This is a genomic window from Micromonospora pisi, assembly GCF_003633685.1.
GTDB classification, from domain to species: Bacteria; Actinomycetota; Actinomycetes; order Mycobacteriales; family Micromonosporaceae; genus Micromonospora_G; species Micromonospora_G pisi.
This window is the reverse complement of sequence record NZ_RBKT01000001.1, coordinates 1,182,802-1,198,711: the sequence shown is the minus strand read 5'-3', so window position 1 is coordinate 1,198,711 and position 15,910 is coordinate 1,182,802. Positions and strand designations below refer to the sequence as shown.

Below are 15,910 nucleotides of genomic sequence, written 5' to 3'. Positions count from 1 at the left end.
AACCGGGTGCCATCATATGGGCTGGTCAATACAGGTGGGAACCCGCCGGGTAGACCTGTGGACACAGCCGGTGCGCACGGCCGAACCGTCCTGTCGGTTCGGACAGTTGTCGCAGGTCCGGGCGATGCGACCCGTTCAGTCGCGCGTCGTACCGACCCGTTCAGTCGCGCGTCGTGCAGACCTGTTCCGACGTGGCGACCACCTCGGTCGAGTAGACGGCGACCACGGTGAAGCAGTAGTCCACCCGCGCGTTCAACCCGTTGACCGTGTAGCTCGTACTGCCCGGGTCGATCGTCGCCATCGGACCGAGCGGCTGCGAACGGCGGCCACCGGCCAGGATGAACGACACCGTACCCGCGCTCGGGTCGTTCCAGCTCACCGTGACCGCCGTACCCTCGTCACGCAGCGCCAACTGGGTCGGTGGGGCACCGCCAGCCTCCGGCCCGGTGTTCGCCCGGCCACTGGCACCGCCGGTCGGATCGGCGACAGGAGCGGTCGGCTGGGCAGGTTGATGATCGAGCAGGGTCACGACCACCACCACGGTCGCCGCCAGCAGCGCCGCCGCGGCCGCGATCCCGGCCGCGATCACCGCGCCGTAACTTCGGGCCGCCGGGGCGGGCGCCGGCGCCGCCGGAGGCGGCGTGGAGATCGTCTGGTACGCCGGCAGCACCTGGTTCGGCATCACCGGGTACGCCGACGGCGGCGCCACCGTCGGCAGAGCCTGGGTCGGTGCGGCTGCTGCCGCCGCTGCCGCGCTCGACACCATCGGCGGGCCTGACACGGGGGGCGCCGATACCGGTGGCGCTGAAACGGGTGGCGCCGATATCGGGGGCGTTGAAACGGGTGGCGCCGATAACGGCTGGGGTCGTGGCATCTCGTACCGCGCGGAGGTCAGGGCCGGCGCGGGAGCCGGGACCGGGGCGGGCGGCGGTGCGACGGCCGCCTCCACCGGCGGGCGTACGGGCGCGACCGGTTCGCCGACGCTCGCGCCACTGCCGGTCGAAGCAGCGCCGCCGAGGTACTCGCGCGCCGCCCGTACCGTCCAGTGGTCCTCGCCGAGCGCCGCCGGCCCGGCGGTGGCCACCCGGGTGAAGTTGCGGCGGGCCTCGTGCCGGTTGCCCAACTCCTCGGCGACCGTGCCCAGATCGAACGAGATCGCCAGGAGCAGCGGATCGGCGTCGCCCCAGCGGCGCAGACCCGCGGCTAGCGCCTCCTCCAGCGCCCGCCGGGCAGCAGCCGGGTCATCGGCCTGGGTGTGCAGCCGCGCGAGCAGGTGGGCGGTGGCGAGCACCTCCCGGTCGTCCTCCCCGTACGCCGGTCGACCGGCCTCGATCGCCTGGGCGAGCAGCCGGCGGGCGGCGGGGGAGTCACCGGCGTCGGAGAGCGCCTGCGCGTTACGTCGGACGGCGGGTAGGGGCGGGGGCTGGGACACGCCCGCCATCGTGCCCGCCCCACCGGTCACCTCGCCACCCGGCCCGCACCCGGACCCGGGCACCGGAGGTGGACCGACCAGCACCCGTGTCGGGTACCGGACAACGCTCTCCCGCAGGTGCCGGACGACGCTGTCGAGCGCACGCCGCCGGCCGGGTACGGGTGCGGGCCGGGTGGCGGGCGGCGTGCCGTCCCGGCCCGCCCGAGTCCGTACGCGTTCTCGTCTCGGTCCGTCGGTGGGGGAGGCGTGAGGGCTGGCGAATGCCGCCCCGATCGGAAGTTTGTCCTGGTCAGAAGGGGTGTCCGGTGGGCGTTGTGCATGATCCACCTCTGCCGTGTACAGTAATCCACCGAGCGGCCCGCCGGGCAGCACTTGGAAGGTAAAACCGACCAAGGTCAACGGCGGAGACGACATGTAAGTCCGGGTGGCGGAATGGCAGACGCGCTAGCTTGAGGTGCTAGTGCCCGTATAGGGCGTGGGGGTTCAAGTCCCCCCTCGGACACGTACCAATACCCCACGGTGCGCATTGAGATCAATCTCGGTGCGCACCGTTTCTGTTTCCGGGTAGTAGGTCAGTCGGAGTCCGAGTTGTCGGTAGACCTCGGCCTTGTCGGCGGGGTCGGCGTCGCGTAGCACGGTGACGATGTCGCCGAGTGCCTGCACGAGGGATGTGATCTCTGTGCGGCTCATTCGTTTGGGTGTTGTGTGTGTCTGTGCGTGTAGGTCGGCTTCGGCGCGGGTGCGTTCGGCCTGGGTCTGGGTGATCCAGGCGGTGACGACCGTGGGGTCGGCGCCGGCGTCGAGGGTGGCGCGGTAGCGCTCCAGCTTGGCGTCGCACTCGGCGATGATCGCTTCGGCTGCCGTGGTGAGGGCGGTTGGGTGTTCGGCGGGTTGGGCGTCGGTGATCGCGGTGATCGTTTTTTCGATGTGGTGTGGGGTGAAGGCGGAGGCCAGCCAGGTGTCGAGCGTGTCGGTGAGGGTGTCTTCGCGGAGGTAGACGTTGCGGGGGTGTTCGATCTGGTTGGCGAGTGCGTATTCCTGGGGGAACCGGCAGCGGTAGTAGGCGGCGCCGTGGTTGTACTGGCCTTGCATTCGTCGGTCGCAGGCGGCGCAGTGGATCCTGCCGCGGAAGATGTATGGGTTTCGGGTGCGGTGCTTGACGTGCTGGCCACCTGTCCCTCGGCCGCGTCGTTGTAGGAGGGCCTGGGCCTGTTCGAAGGTGGTGTCGTCGATGAGTGGTTCGTGGGTGATCTCTTTGGAGATGATCCACTTGTTGGTCGGGTTCCAGCGGAGGACACCGGTGTGGCCCATGGCGACGTCGTCGACGTCGAGGAGTACCTCGTCGGTGCGTTGCTTGTTCCATACTTGCCGGCCGGTGTAGCGGGGGTTGGTCAGGATGACGCGGACGGCGCTTTTGGACCAGGCGATGCCGCTGCGGTGCCGGTTGCGGGCGCGGTCGTGGGCTGAGGGGCAGGGGTGGTGGTCGGCGGTGAGTCCTTCGGCGATGGTGAAGATTCCGTTGCCGGCGAGGAATTCGGTGAAGATCCGCTGGACGATCGGTGCGGTCTGCTTGTCGGGGGTGAGGCCGCGTAGTTGCTTGCCGTCGGCGGCCTTGGCTGGGTTGGGGTGGGGGCCGAGGTCGCGCAGGGTGTAGCCGTAGGGTGGGCGTCCGCCCAGGTATCGGCCTTCGAGGAGGGTCTGGGCGGCCATGGCGGTGCGGACGCGTAGTTTGATTCGGTTGCGTTCGCCCTTGCTCATGCCGCCGAAGACGGACATGACCAGTTCGTGGGCTTCGTTGTCGGGGTCGATCGGGCCGCCGATCTCGGGTACCCACAGTTCGACGCCGTAGTGGGTGAAGAGCGGCACGGTCAGTCCGAACTGGTTGCCGTAGAAGGCGCGGTGCGGTTCTCCGACGACGACCGCCGAGAAACCGCGTGATGGGTTGCGTAGGGCGGCGAGAAGCAGACTTGCCTGGGTGCGGCGTTGCCAAGGGAGAGATCGGCTTTGGCCCACGTCGAAGAATTCCGCCGCGATGTGACCCCCGTGTGGCTGGATCAGGGCGTGCGCGCGGGTGAGCTGCCAGCCGCGTGACGATTCGGGGTCCTGGTTGTCTTCCGTTGATACGCGGCCGTAGAAGGCGAAGGGTCTCTGTTGGGGGTGTTCACTGCTACTCCTGTTCCTGGATGTTTCGGCGTTTGTCGCTCACGTGCTGGAGGAGGGTCAGTAGGGCTGCGGCGGCCCCTGGATGTAGGTCGGGTGGCTCCTCGGGAGGGGTTACGACTTTGGCGTCGGCGGACGTTGGGCGTCTGTCGTTGTCGACCGTCCATGAACGGTCGACTTGGCCCGTCGGGTCAAGTCGCGCGGTGAGAACGGGAGGGGCTGTTGGGGATTCGTTGTGCTGCTCTTCCCGGTGCCCTGCGCGTCCGGTTGGCGGGGTCATGTGCCCCCATCCGAGGGTCGACCTAGCTGAGGGTGGCGATTGAGGTCCTCTGGAGTGGGGTTGGTGGCCACCGTGGCGTGGCCGGCAGGGGAGGTGGACAGGGGGCGTCTCGTGTGCGTGGCGGTTGTCGGTCTAGTCGTGGTTGGGCACAGGGCGGGGTTAGCGGATCGCTGAGCGCGAGATGACGTAGGCATTGCAGGGTCTCCTTGGTGGTGTCCGTGTGGGCACGTGGTTGCGGCCGGTGCCCTGTTAGGGGCACCGGCCGCGGTGTCATTGGTTGGCTCGCTGGTTACGGGTTGGGTGAGGGCTGTCGGGGTTCCTGGGAGAGAGGGCCACCTCGTGTGGCCGTTCACACTTATGCCGCTGATGACGCGGGGCTACGGACTAGTTGATCATGAAAACCCGTTTGCGGCACATCTACAGCTCGGCCGGTTCGATGCCACGGAGGAGGATCGAACCGGATTTGTACCTCGCGGCGGGGAGTCTGGGAACCTGCGCTCGTCTATGAGGCGTCGGACCTGCGGGTGCATGTGCAGCCGGATTGACATGGAAGCGACCCGAAGCCCCTGAAGCCCTGTCGCCCTTCGGGAAGGGCATCGGACTAGTTGAGTCGGCCTGGAGCGCGGTGTCAGCGTTGCCGCTGGTCCGTTTCTCCAGGCCGCTCGCCGAACCCGCCGTGCGCGTCTCCGCGCAACGGGCTCTCCACGGTTGCTGTCGTCAGGCGTTGTCGGGTGCGGGCCAGGGGTCGGGGATCGTGCGTCGTCGGTAGCGGGTCACGGGGATGGCCGCTATCGGTCGATGCTCGGTCCCGTCCGCGGTGATGGGTAGCCACCTGCCAGTTGGCGTGGTGAATCGTCTGCGGACGGCCCTCCAGTTCCAGCGGTGTCGGTGCATCAGCATCCTGATCAGCCGTTGCCAGGTGAACCGGTCCAGGGTGTGGAAGGTGTGCTTGGCGACGGCGTGCCGGAAGTAGTTGGCCCAGCCGTGCGTGACCTGGTTGAGCCGGGTCAGCACGAACCCGAGGTCCTGCTGCGATGTCCTGCGGGTCAGTGCTCGGATCTTCGCTTTCAGCGACCTGGTCGGTCGCCGGGCGATGAAGGTGTACACGTGCCACCGGTTCGAGCCTCGCTTACGCCGCCACCGGATGTGGAAGCCGAGGAAGTCGAACCCGTCGCTCATGTGCACTATCCGCGTCTTGGCCGGCGACAGGCGCAGGCCCAGCGGAGCGAGCACAGCGGCGACGTCCTCGCGTAGCGCGGCCGTGTGGTCCTCTGTTCCGTGGACGAGGACCACGAAGTCATCGGCGTAGCGGACCAACCGCCACGTCGGCAACCCTCGGCTGCGCCGGTAGTTACGGCGACCGCTGGTCGACATTGTCTCGCCCGGCTTCCACGGCTGCATCAGGTGCTCGTCGAGCACCGACAGCGCGATGTTGGCCAGCAGCGGAGACAGGATGCCGCCCTGCGGCGTGCCGGTGTGGGTGTTCCGCCGGTCACCGAGTTCGGTGAGCACTCCGGCTTTGAGGAACGCCTTCACCAGTGCCAGAACGCGTTTGTCCTTCACCCGTGCTCGGACGCGGTCCATCAACACGGTGTGGTCGATGGAGTCGAAGCACGCTTCGATGTCCGCGTCGAGCACCCACCGGTACCCGTTGGTGCCGTAGAGGTGGATGTCGGCGATCGCGTCCTGGGCCCGCCGCTGGGGTCGGAACCCGTAGGAGACCGGCTCGAAGTCGGCCTCGAAGATCGGTTCCAGCACCAGCTTCAACGCCGCCTGCACGACCCGGTCCGCCACGGTCGGAATACCGAGGCGGCGGACCTTGCCCGACCCGCCGGGCTTCGGGATCTTGCGCTCCCGCACCGGCAACGGCCGGAACGTGCCCGCCTTCAACTGGGCACGCAGGTCGGTCAGGAACCCGGGGACGCCGATCGACTCCTCGAGATGGTCGACGGTCAGGCCGTCGACGCCGGGAGTGCGTGCGCCCCGGTTACCGGCGACCCGGTCGAACGCCATGATCAGCGTCGCCGGGTCGTGCACGAGGTTGAACAGGTCATCGAACCGGCGGCCACGTTCGGCCGCCGCCCAACGATGAAGTTTGGCCTGCATCTCCGCTACCCGCCGAACCGGACTCGCGTCCAGACGGGCGTCGCCGTTCGGCGGCGCGTCTTGCGGCATTACAGCATCCATCCCTTCGCGTAACCGCTGCCGCCCTTCCCCATGTGCACGGGCTTTCCCCGGCTCGGAGTACTACGGCGGCTCCGCCCCACCCGACCCGTTCAGCGGTCGGTGCGCCTATCCCGGACTGGTCCGCTGGACGCGGACGGCTCGGGAGTCGCGGCCGGGTGGTTCCCGTGTTCACTGCTGCTCGTTCGTCGAAGGAGGAGCCCGACTTTGCCCCTGACGGCCTTGCTACGGGTACACCGCAGAGTTCCCCGCAGCCTCCCGGACCGGCAATCCAATCCAGCCCAGAAGCTCCCCGGTCGCATGACGCTTTCGGGAAATCACCGTCGTCCGGCCCTGATCCACCAGGTTCGAGCCGGTAACCCATTAAGAACTCCTAACGAAATGATGTTGGGCGTGTCCTCGGGACGTAAGGATCGTTCTGTCTGAACGTGAGGAGGGGTGAGCAGCCACCGTGGATCGTCTCGGACGATCTGTGGGCCGAGATCGCACCGTTGCTGCCACCTCGACCGCCACGCCGGCATCGTTACCCTGGCCGCAAGCCCCTCGACGATCGCAAGGTCTTGTGCGGGATCCTGTTCGTGCTCTACACCGCGATTCCGTGGGAGTACCTGCCTCAAGAGCTCGGCTTCGGATCGGGGATGACCTGCTGGCGCCGGTTGCGGGACTGGAACGATGCCGGCGTGTGGCAACAGCTGCATGAGGTACTGCTCGGCAGACTCCGGGCTGCGGGTCAGTTGGACATGTCCCGGGCGGTGATCGATGGCTCCCATGTCCGGGCGCTCAAGGGTGGCCCAAAACCGGTCCGAGCCCGGTCGATCGCCGCAAGCCAGGCTCGAAACACCACGTCATCACCGACGCGGGCGGCATTCCCCTCGCCGCGAGCCTGACCGGCGGGAACCGCCACGACGTCACCCAACTGCTGCCCCTGGTCGACAAGGTGCCACGGATCAAGGGCATCCGCGGCCGACCACGGCAGCGACCGGAACGGATCTACGCCGACCGGGGCTACGACTTCGACTGCTACCGCCGTGAGCTACGGGCCAAGGGCATCACCCCGGTCATCGCTCGACGCGGCACCGGCCACGGCTCCGGACTCGGCACCCGGCGCTGGGTCGTCGAGCAGACCATCGCCCTGCTGCACTGGTTCCGCCGCCTACGCATCCGCTGGGAGATCCGCGACGACATCCACGAAGCCTTCCTCACCCTCGCCTGCGCCATCATCTGCTGGCGCCGACTCCAACACTCAAAGAGTTAGGAGTTCTAATAATACTCCAGCCGCATCTGCTGGATTTTGAGTCTTCGCTGGTAGTGGCTCACTTTGGCTCGGTATTGGTGGCGACGACGCCACGATGACCATCGATAGACGTGATCCAGTGGTCGAGCCCGGGTGATCAGGTGTGCCAGGAGACGTCGGACCTCGCCGAGGGTAAGAGGGATGAGTCCCCGCCGGGCGGGTTCGGATCCCCTTTTTCCGCGTGGGCGGCGGTGACGGCGAGGTAGGCGTGCGCCACCATAACCAGCGTTATGTGCCGGTACCAGGCGTCGTAACGACGGACCTGGTAGTGGTCGAGGCCGACTTCGCTCTTCGCGGTCTGGAAGCACTCCTCGATCGCCCACCGGGTGCCCGCGACCCGGATCAGTTCCTCGTCCCCGGTGCCGGCCGGTCCGTGGCACAGGTAGTAGGCCAGGTCGTCCAGTCTAGTAATGCTGCGGCGGATCAGTAGCCAGCGGGTGAACCCGTGCCCGGCGGTGCCGGTGTCGGGCAGGGATGCGACCGCCCAGTCGTACAGGCGTGGGCCTTTGACGCCGTCGCCGCAGCTGCGTCGTTGCCAGGCCAGGGCCGGCGCCCGGGCGGCGAGGAAGTCCGCGCGGGCGCTGCCCGTGTCGGTGGGAACCTTCTGGCTGCGTGGCACGGCCAGGACGTAACCAACCTTGCGTTCCTGCAGCCAGAGCCGGAACTTCGAGTCCTGCCCGTACGCCTCGTCCGCGGTGACCCACCGGGCGGGCAGCCCCGCGTCGAGGGCGCGGCCGATCATCCGCAGCCCCAGGGCGGGTTTCGTGGCGAACGCGACCGACTTACCGATCGCCGCTTCTTCGCGACGCGCCTGGTCGTCGCACCAGCCGCGGGGCAAGTACAACTCACGGTCGACCAACGTGCGGCCATTCGAGGTGGCGTAGGCCAGAAACACCCCGAGTTGGCAGTTCTCGGTCCGCCCGGCGGTGCCCGAGTACTGACGTTGCACCCCGGCCGACTTCACACCCTTCTTCAGAAACCCGGTCTCATCGACCACCAGCACACCGTCGGGTGCGCCCAACTGGTCACTGACGTAACCACGCAGGTCGTCGCGGACAGCGTCCGCATCCCATTCGGCTTTGTTCAGCAGCCGTTGCATCCGGTCCGGGGTCTTGTCCCCGGCGGCCTCCGCGAGGGTCCAGCCGTTCTTGTCGGCCAGGGGCGACAAGAGTCCGAGCAGGTAACTACGGGCCTGCCGCCGAGGCTCAGCCCGCCCGAACCGGTGGGCGAACCGTGCCACCAGGTCATCCAGACCCGACGACCAACCGGCAAACTCATCGATCAACACAAGCAGAGAAGATGACTGATCCTCGAACAGTGGCAGCAGACACGCCGTGCGACAGCACTCAGACTTCCCGCAGGGGACATCGACGCGCATCTGGTAGCTTCGTCTTCGCTCGCCGAGCTAGAACCGGTACTGAGCTGCGAGAACGCTCAATTCGCCAAACGCGGCTGGAGTACTAGAGCGGCGGACCTAGTAGTGCTTTGTTAGGTTGTTCCGGTGTGTCGCTTGTAGGGCTGTTTGGGACGTGTTTGGCTTCCGGGTGTGGACGAGCAGGGACTCGCATCGGTACGGACGCGGCTGGAGGACTTCGCGGCTGGGGTGTTCGCGGGGTTACCGCGATCGGATCAGCGGGCGACGGGTCTTCGGTATCTGCGAGGGCTGATGCTGGATGGTCGGCGTAAGTCGATGCAGCCGATGGCGCGGCGGCTCGGTGTGGACCACCAGCAGTTGCAGCAGTTCCTGACCTCGTCGACCTGGGACGTCGCTGGTGTACGGCGGCGGCTGGCCGCGGTCGCCGCCGATGTGGTGGACCCGCAGATGTGGGTGGTCGACGACACCGGGTTCCCCAAGGACGGCAAGGCGTCGGCGTGCGTGTCCCGGCAGTACTCCGGCACCCTCGGCAAGGTCGGCAACTGCCAAATCGCCGTCAGCATCCACGCCGCGACCGACACCGCTTCGGCCGTGCTGAACTGGCGGCTGTTCGTACCCGAGTCCTGGGACAAGTCCTGCGTCCCCGACACCGACGGGAAGATCGCGAACCCGCACGCCCGCCGGCTGCGCCGGCAGCCAACCACCCTTGACGCGGCCGGGGCGAAGAAACCCCACACACGTAAGCAGTTACCACGCGAGGAACAGATCGCCCAGATCCTGCGGCGGCGGGCAGCCTCGAAACTTCCCGACGATGAACGGTACCGGCCAAAGTGGATGATGGCCCTGGAAATGCTCGATGAACTGGCCGGGTGGGGCCAGCACCCGCCGCTGCTGACCGCTGACGCCGGCTACGGCCAAGTCGCCGAGTTCCGCCAAGGCCTGACCGAACGCGACATCCGCTACATCGTGGCCACCACATCCACGACCACAGCCCAACCCGGCACCGCCCACCCGGTCGAAGTCGACTACGCCGGGATCGGCCCCTATCCCACCCCGCGCTACCCACAACCCGCCCGCAGCGTCAAGGACCTGACCCTCGCCCACGGCATCGAAGCCACCACAATGGTGCGCTGGCGTGACCGGCTCCCCGCCACCGACCACGCCTCGACCCGGCCCACCGAACTGTCCGGACACTTCCTCGCCCTGCGCGTCCGCCCCGCCGGCCGAGCCATCCAACGCGGACCCGACTGTGGTGACGACGGAGTCCTGCCCGAATGCTGGCTACTCGCGCAATGGCCACCCGGCCAGGACGAACCCACCGACTACTGGCTGTCCGACCTACCCTCCACCACACCACTGACCGAACTGGTCCGTCTGGCAAAAAGCCGCTGGCGTATCGAGCACGACTACCGCGAACTCAAAACCGCCCTCGGACTCGACCACTTCGAAGGCCGCTCCTGGATCGGCTGGCACCGCCACGTCACCCTCGCCACAGCCGCCCAACTGTTCCTCACCCAACTACGGCTGACACACCCAAAAGCAGCAGGGCAGAACTGAGCCTGTACGCCGTCCTCCGCGAACTGCAATACACACTCGCGACCTGGCTCGGATTCTGCCCTCTCTGCCACCAACTCGTACCAACCTAACAAAGCACTACTAGGACGCGGGCGTACCTGGTCGCCCACGCCGACGAAGTCCAGGGTGTGCCGTGCGAGGGCATCCCGGACGACATGGACCTGGACGTGCCGCCGTCCTCGGACTAGAGGTAGATCTCGGCCAGGCGGGGGTAGCGGGTGCGCACCTCGCTGTCGTCATCGTGATCGAAGTCGTCGCCGAGTAGCGGCCCGTTGAATGTGTCTGCGGGCAGCTCGGCGCGCGCCGCGTCGAGGGCGGCGTAGAAGTCCTCGTCCTCGTCGAACGCCGCTCGCCCGACGCCGAGCATGTCCTCGCACTCGAGGAAGTCGTCGTCGGAATCGATGCCGAGTTCGGCGAGCGTGTCCGGATCCCGCAGTGCCCGCTCCCAGGTGCTGCGGCCCTGCGCGACGAGCCAGCCGCGGAAGTAGTCGAAGGCGTCGTCGGAGCAGCCCCCTTTCATGAGGTAGGCAGCGCCCCAGAGGTTCCAGTCGTATGACTCCGCGGCGAGCGCGTCATACCGGAGGTCGAACCCGACGGCCGCTTCCCGGCCCAGTTCGGTGAGGCGGCCCCCGATGCGCTCCGCCACTTCCTCGGCGCCTTCGCCGGTCCGGGTGTCGTCGACGCCCTCGCGTGCGCGGTCGACGATCGCCCAGAACTCGTCCCAATCCATGATCGCCATGCCCGCGATCCTGCCATGCCCCGCGGCCCGCCGGGTGTGGTCGGCATCGTTGCGGGTGCACCCAGGATTCAGGATGCCGTTCACACATCACGCGTACGACCGCCCGTTTGCCGCCTCGTACTGCCACCGCATCGCCCGCTCGCCTCGGGCGCCCCGAAACATTTGTGCCCGGACTGCAGGAGGTCGTGTCATCGGACAGGCCGTGCAGCGACAAGGTATGCGCTGAACCCGAGGCCTCGATCGCGCCTCACGGCAGATCCGGATGGTGCGTCAGCGCCGCGGCCGTCGGTGCTGATTGCTGTCCGACATGATCGGCGACAATACGGCATGCATGCGCACGACGCCTGGTGGGACGCGCTGAGCCCGCAACTGCGGGACCGGATCGACGAGCTGCTGTGCGCGCGCCGGCTGATCGCGGCTGTCGTCCTCCTGCGTCGGGAAGGCGGACTGCAGCCGCCGCCCGGTCTGTATCAGGCGCAGGATCTGCTGATCGAGCGCCGCGCCGAATTGGACCGGCGGGGTCTCGTCGAGCCGGAGCCACCGCTACCGACGACCGCGCAGCTGATCGAGAAGACGGCCGCCATCACCGCACCGGTCGTCGCCGTCGAAGCACTGTGGGACGGTGACACGCAGGGCTGGTACGTCGACCTGGTCGCAATCGTGCGGCGGCCGGGCCGGCACCACGGCCGCTTCGACGAGGTGCCGTTGACGGCGCTGCGACACGGCGGTGACATCCGCCTGTTCAACGGCCAGGTGCCGCCCTGGCCGGAGGCGCGGCGGGCGACCGAGCAGGGGCGGGCTGTCGCCCAGCATGTCGGTGTGCCGTTCCACCTCACCAGCCCGGAAGCGCCGGACGTCGATCTTCCACGCTGGCGGGACACGCAGCCCACCTGACCGGTACAGCACCAGTGGCCATCGGTAGGGTTCCGTCACACCGGCGCGACCGTACATGCTCAATCGGCATGATCGAGCGCTTGAAGCATCCCGGAGCGCGGTACGGACAAGGGAGCTGGGCAACCCAATTCGCCGTGACGTTCCGTAGCTCCCTGATCGCGGCCATGAGAGGAAGTTCGCATCGGTTCGCCTCCGTCCGGCTTGAACCCAGAACAAAAAAGCCTGGACATGAGTACGCGGGCTATCGCGTGCCTCGCCGTCCTTTCCCTCTTCGCTCTCGTCCTTGCCCTTGTTACGGCGCACTCTCTGCGCTTATCGGCGAGCACCATCGTTTAGTACTCGGACGATGCTCGCCAACCATTCGGCTTCTTCGTCGTCTCCGCCGACCCAGTCGATGAACCACTTGCTGTCCGGGTCGGCGACAACCTGGAGAGCCTCGGACGCCAGCCTGATCAACTCGCCGCCGGGTTCGGGCAGAAGCGCGTCCAACCACTCGTCGTCCGCGTTCTCCTCGGCCTCCGGGTCGTAGTCGTCCGAGCTCTCTGGGTCGAACACGACCGACCCGCCGGGCAGCACCAGCGCGATGAGGGACGCAGCGGCGATGACCTCCTTCGGCCAGAACGGCACCTCGGCATCGGCGGGGGCGGAGGAAGGGTCGAGCACCGTGGCGAAGAGCCTCTGGATGTGCTCCCGCCGCTCGCCCTCCTCCAGCTCCGCCAGCTCGCCGATGATGTCCATCGCCTGGTCGTTGTCGAAGGGACCGTCCCCCCAGGTTCCCATCAGCCACCAGCTCCATCGCACCGGACGCCCAGGCCGGACAGCTGTCGTCGACGCACTCTATTCGACAGATTCGGAAGCCGCGCGGGCTTTCAGTCGCCATCCAGAGCGTGCGGCGCACTGGGCCCCAGCGCCCCGCATGGGGTGGCCCTGCCGAGCGAAACACCGTAGGGGCGCCGCCATGGCCGTAACCCCAGGCAATTCGGACCATTCTGATATCCGACGGTGCCAGCAGACGTGTGTCAGCGCCTCGCCTCGACCCTGCCACCCGGGACGATCGTCGACGGGGAACTGGTCGCCTGGGCGGCTGGCCGGCAGCGGACCTCGTTCGCGCTGTTGCAACGGCGTGTTACCGCCGGCCGCCGTATCGTCGATGAGGTTCGCCGGCACCCCACGTACCTGGTGATCTTCGACTTGCTACAGGAAGTAGGAGTCGAGATGCTTCGCCTACCGCTGGCGGCCCGTCGAGCCCGCCTGACGCGTCTGCTCGCTGACGCCCCACCCGAGCTGCCGCTATGCCCGCAGACCACCGACCGGGACCTGGCGCTCGCCTGGTACGACCACGGCGGGGATTTGGGTATCGAGGGCGTGGTGGTCAAGGCCCTGGCGGGAACCTACCGGCTAGGGCGAGCTGACTGGATCAAGACCAAAAAGCGGGTCAGTGCCGAGGCAGTGGTCGGTGGCGTCGTCGGCAGCCTGACCGACCCGGCCACGCTCCTGCTCGGACGATTCGACTCCGCCGGACGACTGCGCCACGTCGGTCGCGCCGTCCCCCTACCAACCGCACAACGCCAGGAACTCGGCGCCCTGTTACCCGTCGCCGCGTGGCGGGGACCGTACCAGCGGCACCCGTGGCCACAGTCGCTACCGCCCGCGTGGACCGGTCAGTTCGACCGCCCCCAGCCCCTTGACTACATCCCGGTCGAGCCGGTGATTGTCGTTGAGGTGAGCGCGGACGTCGCCTGGGAACACGGCCGATGGCGGCACCCCCTGCGCCTGCTTCGCATCCGAGCACTGAACCGCCGTCGGCTGCATCCGCAATTGTCGAGAGTAGTGCGCCGAATCAAAGAGTCTATTTGAGTCCATCTTCGGGTTGAAGCGCTACGGTGATGTACCCACTACCTGCGATCGCCCCGTGCGATTTCATCCTCGGATTGGTCGCGCACCGGTCGGTGTTTGCCTACCGCCGGGCACTGGCCGGGCGGCCGTTACCGGTGCGTCGGCGGCTCGGTCTCGGTGCTGCGCGTACGTGGGCACCGGTCCTTGCGGGAGCTTCGCAGAGTCCTCTGTGCTCGGCTGGTCAGGTGAGACGTACCCCGTCGAGGAGCATGGTCAGACCTCGCTCGTAGTACTCCTGCTCGTCGGGCAGGCCGAGGAAGAAGTCGGCGGTTTCGGTCAGGTGGGGGTAGTCCTGCGAGGAGAGTGACTTCAGTCGCGCGCGCTTGGCTGTGAGCAGGGACTCCCGCAGGGCCGGGTCGGCGGCGGCGGGGTCACCCGGCTGGCGGATCACCAACCCGATCAGCGCGTTGAGCAGGAAGATGCTTAGCTGGGCGGCGGCCACCGGCGAGTGCCCCTCGGCGCGCAGCAGTGCGATGACCCGCTCGGCCAGATCGATGCCGGCGTCCGTGCGCATGAAGCGGGTCGGCGTGATCTCGGCGAGGGCGGGGTGCGCACGCAGGACGCGCAGCAGAGCCGTCATCACGGTTCGCAGGTCGGCCTTGCCGCTGGCGGTCAGGTCCACCTCGCCGAGGATCCGTTCGACCAGCGCGTCGAGCAGGGCGTCCTTGTCCTTGAAGTGCCAGTACAGCGCCATGGGTGTGACGTTCCAGGCGGCGGCGACCCGGCGCAGCGTGACGGCGTCGAGTCCGTCGGCGTCGGCGAGGGCGAGGGCGGTGGACAGGACCTCGTCGCGGTCGAGTCGTTCGGAGGCGGGGGGTCGGGGTGACATGCGGCTTACTTTACCTCGTAAAGGCGTTGACGACCGAGTAAAGGAGCGCTACCGTAGCTATACACAGTAAATTTACGTGGCATAGTTATATGGGTGAGCAGGGCACAGACCGCCCCATCAGCGGCAGCCCGTCGGGCTCAACAAGGGAGAATTCTGTGACCCACACCATTATCATGACCGGCGCAACCCGGGGGTTCGGCCGTGTCGCCGTCGAGCGCATTCTCGAAGGCGATCCTGAGGCGCACCTCGTGCTCCTAGCCCGTGGCGCCGCGGGAACTGAGCTTGCCGATCATCTGGGCCAAGGCGGACGCGCCGTGACATCAATCCCGACGGACCTGTTGTCGCTGGGCAGCGTTCGTGCGGCGGCTGACGAACTGATCCAACGGGTCGATACGGGAGATCTGCCGCCGCTGCGTGGATTCGTCGGCAACGCCGGCCTGCTCTACACGAACAACGTCACGGAGAGCCCGGACGGGTTCGAGGCGACATTCGCCGTCAATGTCCTCGCCAATCACGTCCTTCTCCGCCTTCTACAGGACCGATTTAAGGCGCCGTCACGGATCGTTCTCACCGTCAGCGACGCTCACTTCGGCGACTTTCGCCACAACGCGGGAATGATGCCCGCGCCGTCATGGCAAGCCCCTGCGAGCCTGGCCCGCATCCGCGCGTTCCCGAAGCCGAACACCGTCGCGGCAGGAGGGACCGCATACTCCACCAGCAAGCTCGCCGCGATATACCTCGTCCACGAGTACGCACGACGTTTGCCACAGGGTGTCGACATTGTCGCCTACAACCCCGGGTTCGTGCCCGGCACCGGCCTGAGCCGCGAAGCAGGCGCAGCCGTCCGGTTCGTGGGGCGACGGATCATGCCGCTGATGACGCTGACCCCGATAGCCTCGAGCCAGAAGAAGGCCGGCCAACACCTCGCCGACGTCGCGCTCGGACGCATCCCGGCACCTTCCGGTTCCTACATCGACCGCACACGAGAAGTCTCCTCGTCCAAGGAGTCCTACGACCCCGATCGTGAACGACAGCTCTGGGAAACGGTAGAGCACCTGCACCTCTCAATCGCATCCTGACATCCTGATCGCCCACGCGATCCTTTCGATGTGCGTGCATCCAATCATGGCGATACCCGATTCCTTACCATCGTTCTGCCGCTGGAATCATCGAGGATCGTAATGTTGCAAGGTCGGCCAACTAGTGTCGCGTGTAAGGCGCGGCCAACGGATAGCAGCCGTGGCCGTGCCGG

At 67.3% G+C, this 15,910-nt stretch carries 12 protein-coding genes, 1 tRNA gene and 1 pseudogene; 6 read left to right on the top strand and 8 right to left on the bottom strand.

Going from position 1 to position 15,910, the window contains the following annotated elements:
• Nucleotides 1-160 precede the first annotated feature (160 nt).
• On the bottom strand, nucleotides 161-1,432 hold the full coding sequence (locus BDK92_RS04645; protein ID WP_246016813.1) for a fibronectin type III domain-containing protein: 1,272 nt from the start codon (nucleotides 1,430-1,432) through the stop codon (nucleotides 161-163).
• 418 nt (nucleotides 1,433-1,850) lie between these two features.
• Between BDK92_RS04645 and BDK92_RS04640 the strand changes: the two genes are divergently transcribed.
• A tRNA-Leu gene (locus BDK92_RS04640) sits at nucleotides 1,851-1,934 on the top strand.
• Here the strand turns inward: BDK92_RS04640 and BDK92_RS40980 are convergent.
• The 3 genes and pseudogenes from BDK92_RS40980 to ltrA all read right to left on the bottom strand — a co-directional run bounded on the left by BDK92_RS40980 (nucleotide 1,916) and on the right by ltrA (nucleotide 6,047).
• Entirely contained in the window at nucleotides 1,916-2,524 is a 609-nt protein-coding gene (locus BDK92_RS40980; RefSeq protein ID WP_342775889.1) for a hypothetical protein, read from the bottom strand. The genes BDK92_RS04640 and BDK92_RS40980 overlap by 19 nt on opposite strands.
• A gap of 153 nt (nucleotides 2,525-2,677) precedes the next feature.
• Nucleotides 2,678-3,511 (bottom strand): annotated as a pseudogene (locus BDK92_RS40975) (recombinase family protein); the annotation flags it as partial.
• A 1,078-nt stretch (nucleotides 3,512-4,589) separates the two neighbouring features.
• Complete coding sequence (gene ltrA, locus BDK92_RS04630; RefSeq protein ID WP_121154904.1) at nucleotides 4,590-6,047, bottom strand: group II intron reverse transcriptase/maturase; 1,458 nt, start codon at nucleotides 6,045-6,047, stop codon at nucleotides 4,590-4,592.
• 464 nt (nucleotides 6,048-6,511) lie between these two features.
• On the opposite strand from ltrA, the gene BDK92_RS04625 reads away from it, so the two are divergent.
• Nucleotides 6,512-7,311, top strand: a protein-coding gene (locus BDK92_RS04625; protein ID WP_170208850.1) for an IS5 family transposase whose coding sequence is annotated in 2 segments (ribosomal slippage) — nucleotides 6,512-6,848 and nucleotides 6,848-7,311 — 801 coding nt in all. Because the reading frame shifts where the segments join, the coding sequence is not laid out codon by codon here.
• 136 nt (nucleotides 7,312-7,447) lie between these two features.
• Here the strand turns inward: BDK92_RS04625 and BDK92_RS04620 are convergent.
• Nucleotides 7,448-8,635, bottom strand: coding sequence for an IS701 family transposase (locus BDK92_RS04620; RefSeq protein WP_425462209.1), 1,188 nt, complete (start codon nucleotides 8,633-8,635; stop codon nucleotides 7,448-7,450).
• Between the two features lie 261 nt (nucleotides 8,636-8,896).
• Between BDK92_RS04620 and BDK92_RS04615 the strand changes: the two genes are divergently transcribed.
• On the top strand, nucleotides 8,897-10,282 hold the full coding sequence (locus tag BDK92_RS04615; RefSeq protein WP_121154897.1) for an IS701 family transposase: 1,386 nt from the start codon (nucleotides 8,897-8,899) through the stop codon (nucleotides 10,280-10,282).
• Between the two features lie 202 nt (nucleotides 10,283-10,484).
• Here the strand turns inward: BDK92_RS04615 and BDK92_RS04610 are convergent, their stop codons facing one another.
• Entirely contained in the window at nucleotides 10,485-11,123 is a 639-nt protein-coding gene (locus BDK92_RS04610) for a DUF4240 domain-containing protein (RefSeq protein ID WP_246016812.1), read from the bottom strand.
• 204 nt (nucleotides 11,124-11,327) lie between these two features.
• Between BDK92_RS04610 and BDK92_RS04605 the strand changes: the two genes are divergently transcribed.
• Complete coding sequence (locus tag BDK92_RS04605; protein WP_147456911.1) at nucleotides 11,328-11,933, top strand: hypothetical protein; 606 nt, start codon at nucleotides 11,328-11,330, stop codon at nucleotides 11,931-11,933.
• 312 nt (nucleotides 11,934-12,245) lie between these two features.
• On the opposite strand, the gene BDK92_RS04600 is transcribed toward BDK92_RS04605, so the two are convergent.
• Nucleotides 12,246-12,713, bottom strand: a complete 468-nt coding sequence (locus tag BDK92_RS04600) for a DUF4259 domain-containing protein (protein ID WP_121154893.1) — start codon at nucleotides 12,711-12,713, stop codon at nucleotides 12,246-12,248.
• 222 nt (nucleotides 12,714-12,935) lie between these two features.
• On the opposite strand from BDK92_RS04600, the gene BDK92_RS04595 reads away from it, so the two are divergent.
• Nucleotides 12,936-13,790, top strand: coding sequence for an ATP-dependent DNA ligase (locus BDK92_RS04595; RefSeq protein WP_121154890.1), 855 nt, complete (start codon nucleotides 12,936-12,938; stop codon nucleotides 13,788-13,790).
• Between the two features lie 220 nt (nucleotides 13,791-14,010).
• Here the strand turns inward: BDK92_RS04595 and BDK92_RS04590 are convergent, their stop codons facing one another.
• The gene (locus BDK92_RS04590) at nucleotides 14,011-14,658 is read right to left on the bottom strand and encodes a TetR/AcrR family transcriptional regulator (protein WP_121154888.1); all 648 of its coding nucleotides are present in this window, start codon (nucleotides 14,656-14,658) and stop codon (nucleotides 14,011-14,013) included.
• A 155-nt stretch (nucleotides 14,659-14,813) separates the two neighbouring features.
• Here BDK92_RS04590 and BDK92_RS04585 point away from each other — a divergent pair, with 155 nt between their 5' ends.
• Complete coding sequence (locus BDK92_RS04585) at nucleotides 14,814-15,737, top strand: SDR family NAD(P)-dependent oxidoreductase (protein WP_246016810.1); 924 nt, start codon at nucleotides 14,814-14,816, stop codon at nucleotides 15,735-15,737.
• Nucleotides 15,738-15,910: the final 173 nt, after the last annotated feature.

Bases quoted from the DNA above. Each gene is read 5' to 3' on its own strand.
- BDK92_RS04590 (WP_121154888.1), bottom strand. From the start codon at position 14,658: ATGTCACCCCGACCCCCCGCCTCCGAACGACTCGACCGCGACGAGGTC.
- ltrA (WP_121154904.1), bottom strand. From the start codon at position 6,047: ATGCCGCAAGACGCGCCGCCGAACGGCGACGCCCGTCTGGACGCGAGT.
- BDK92_RS40980 (WP_342775889.1), bottom strand. From the start codon at position 2,524: ATGCAAGGCCAGTACAACCACGGCGCCGCCTACTACCGCTGCCGGTTC.
- BDK92_RS04600 (WP_121154893.1), bottom strand. From the start codon at position 12,713: ATGGGAACCTGGGGGGACGGTCCCTTCGACAACGACCAGGCGATGGAC.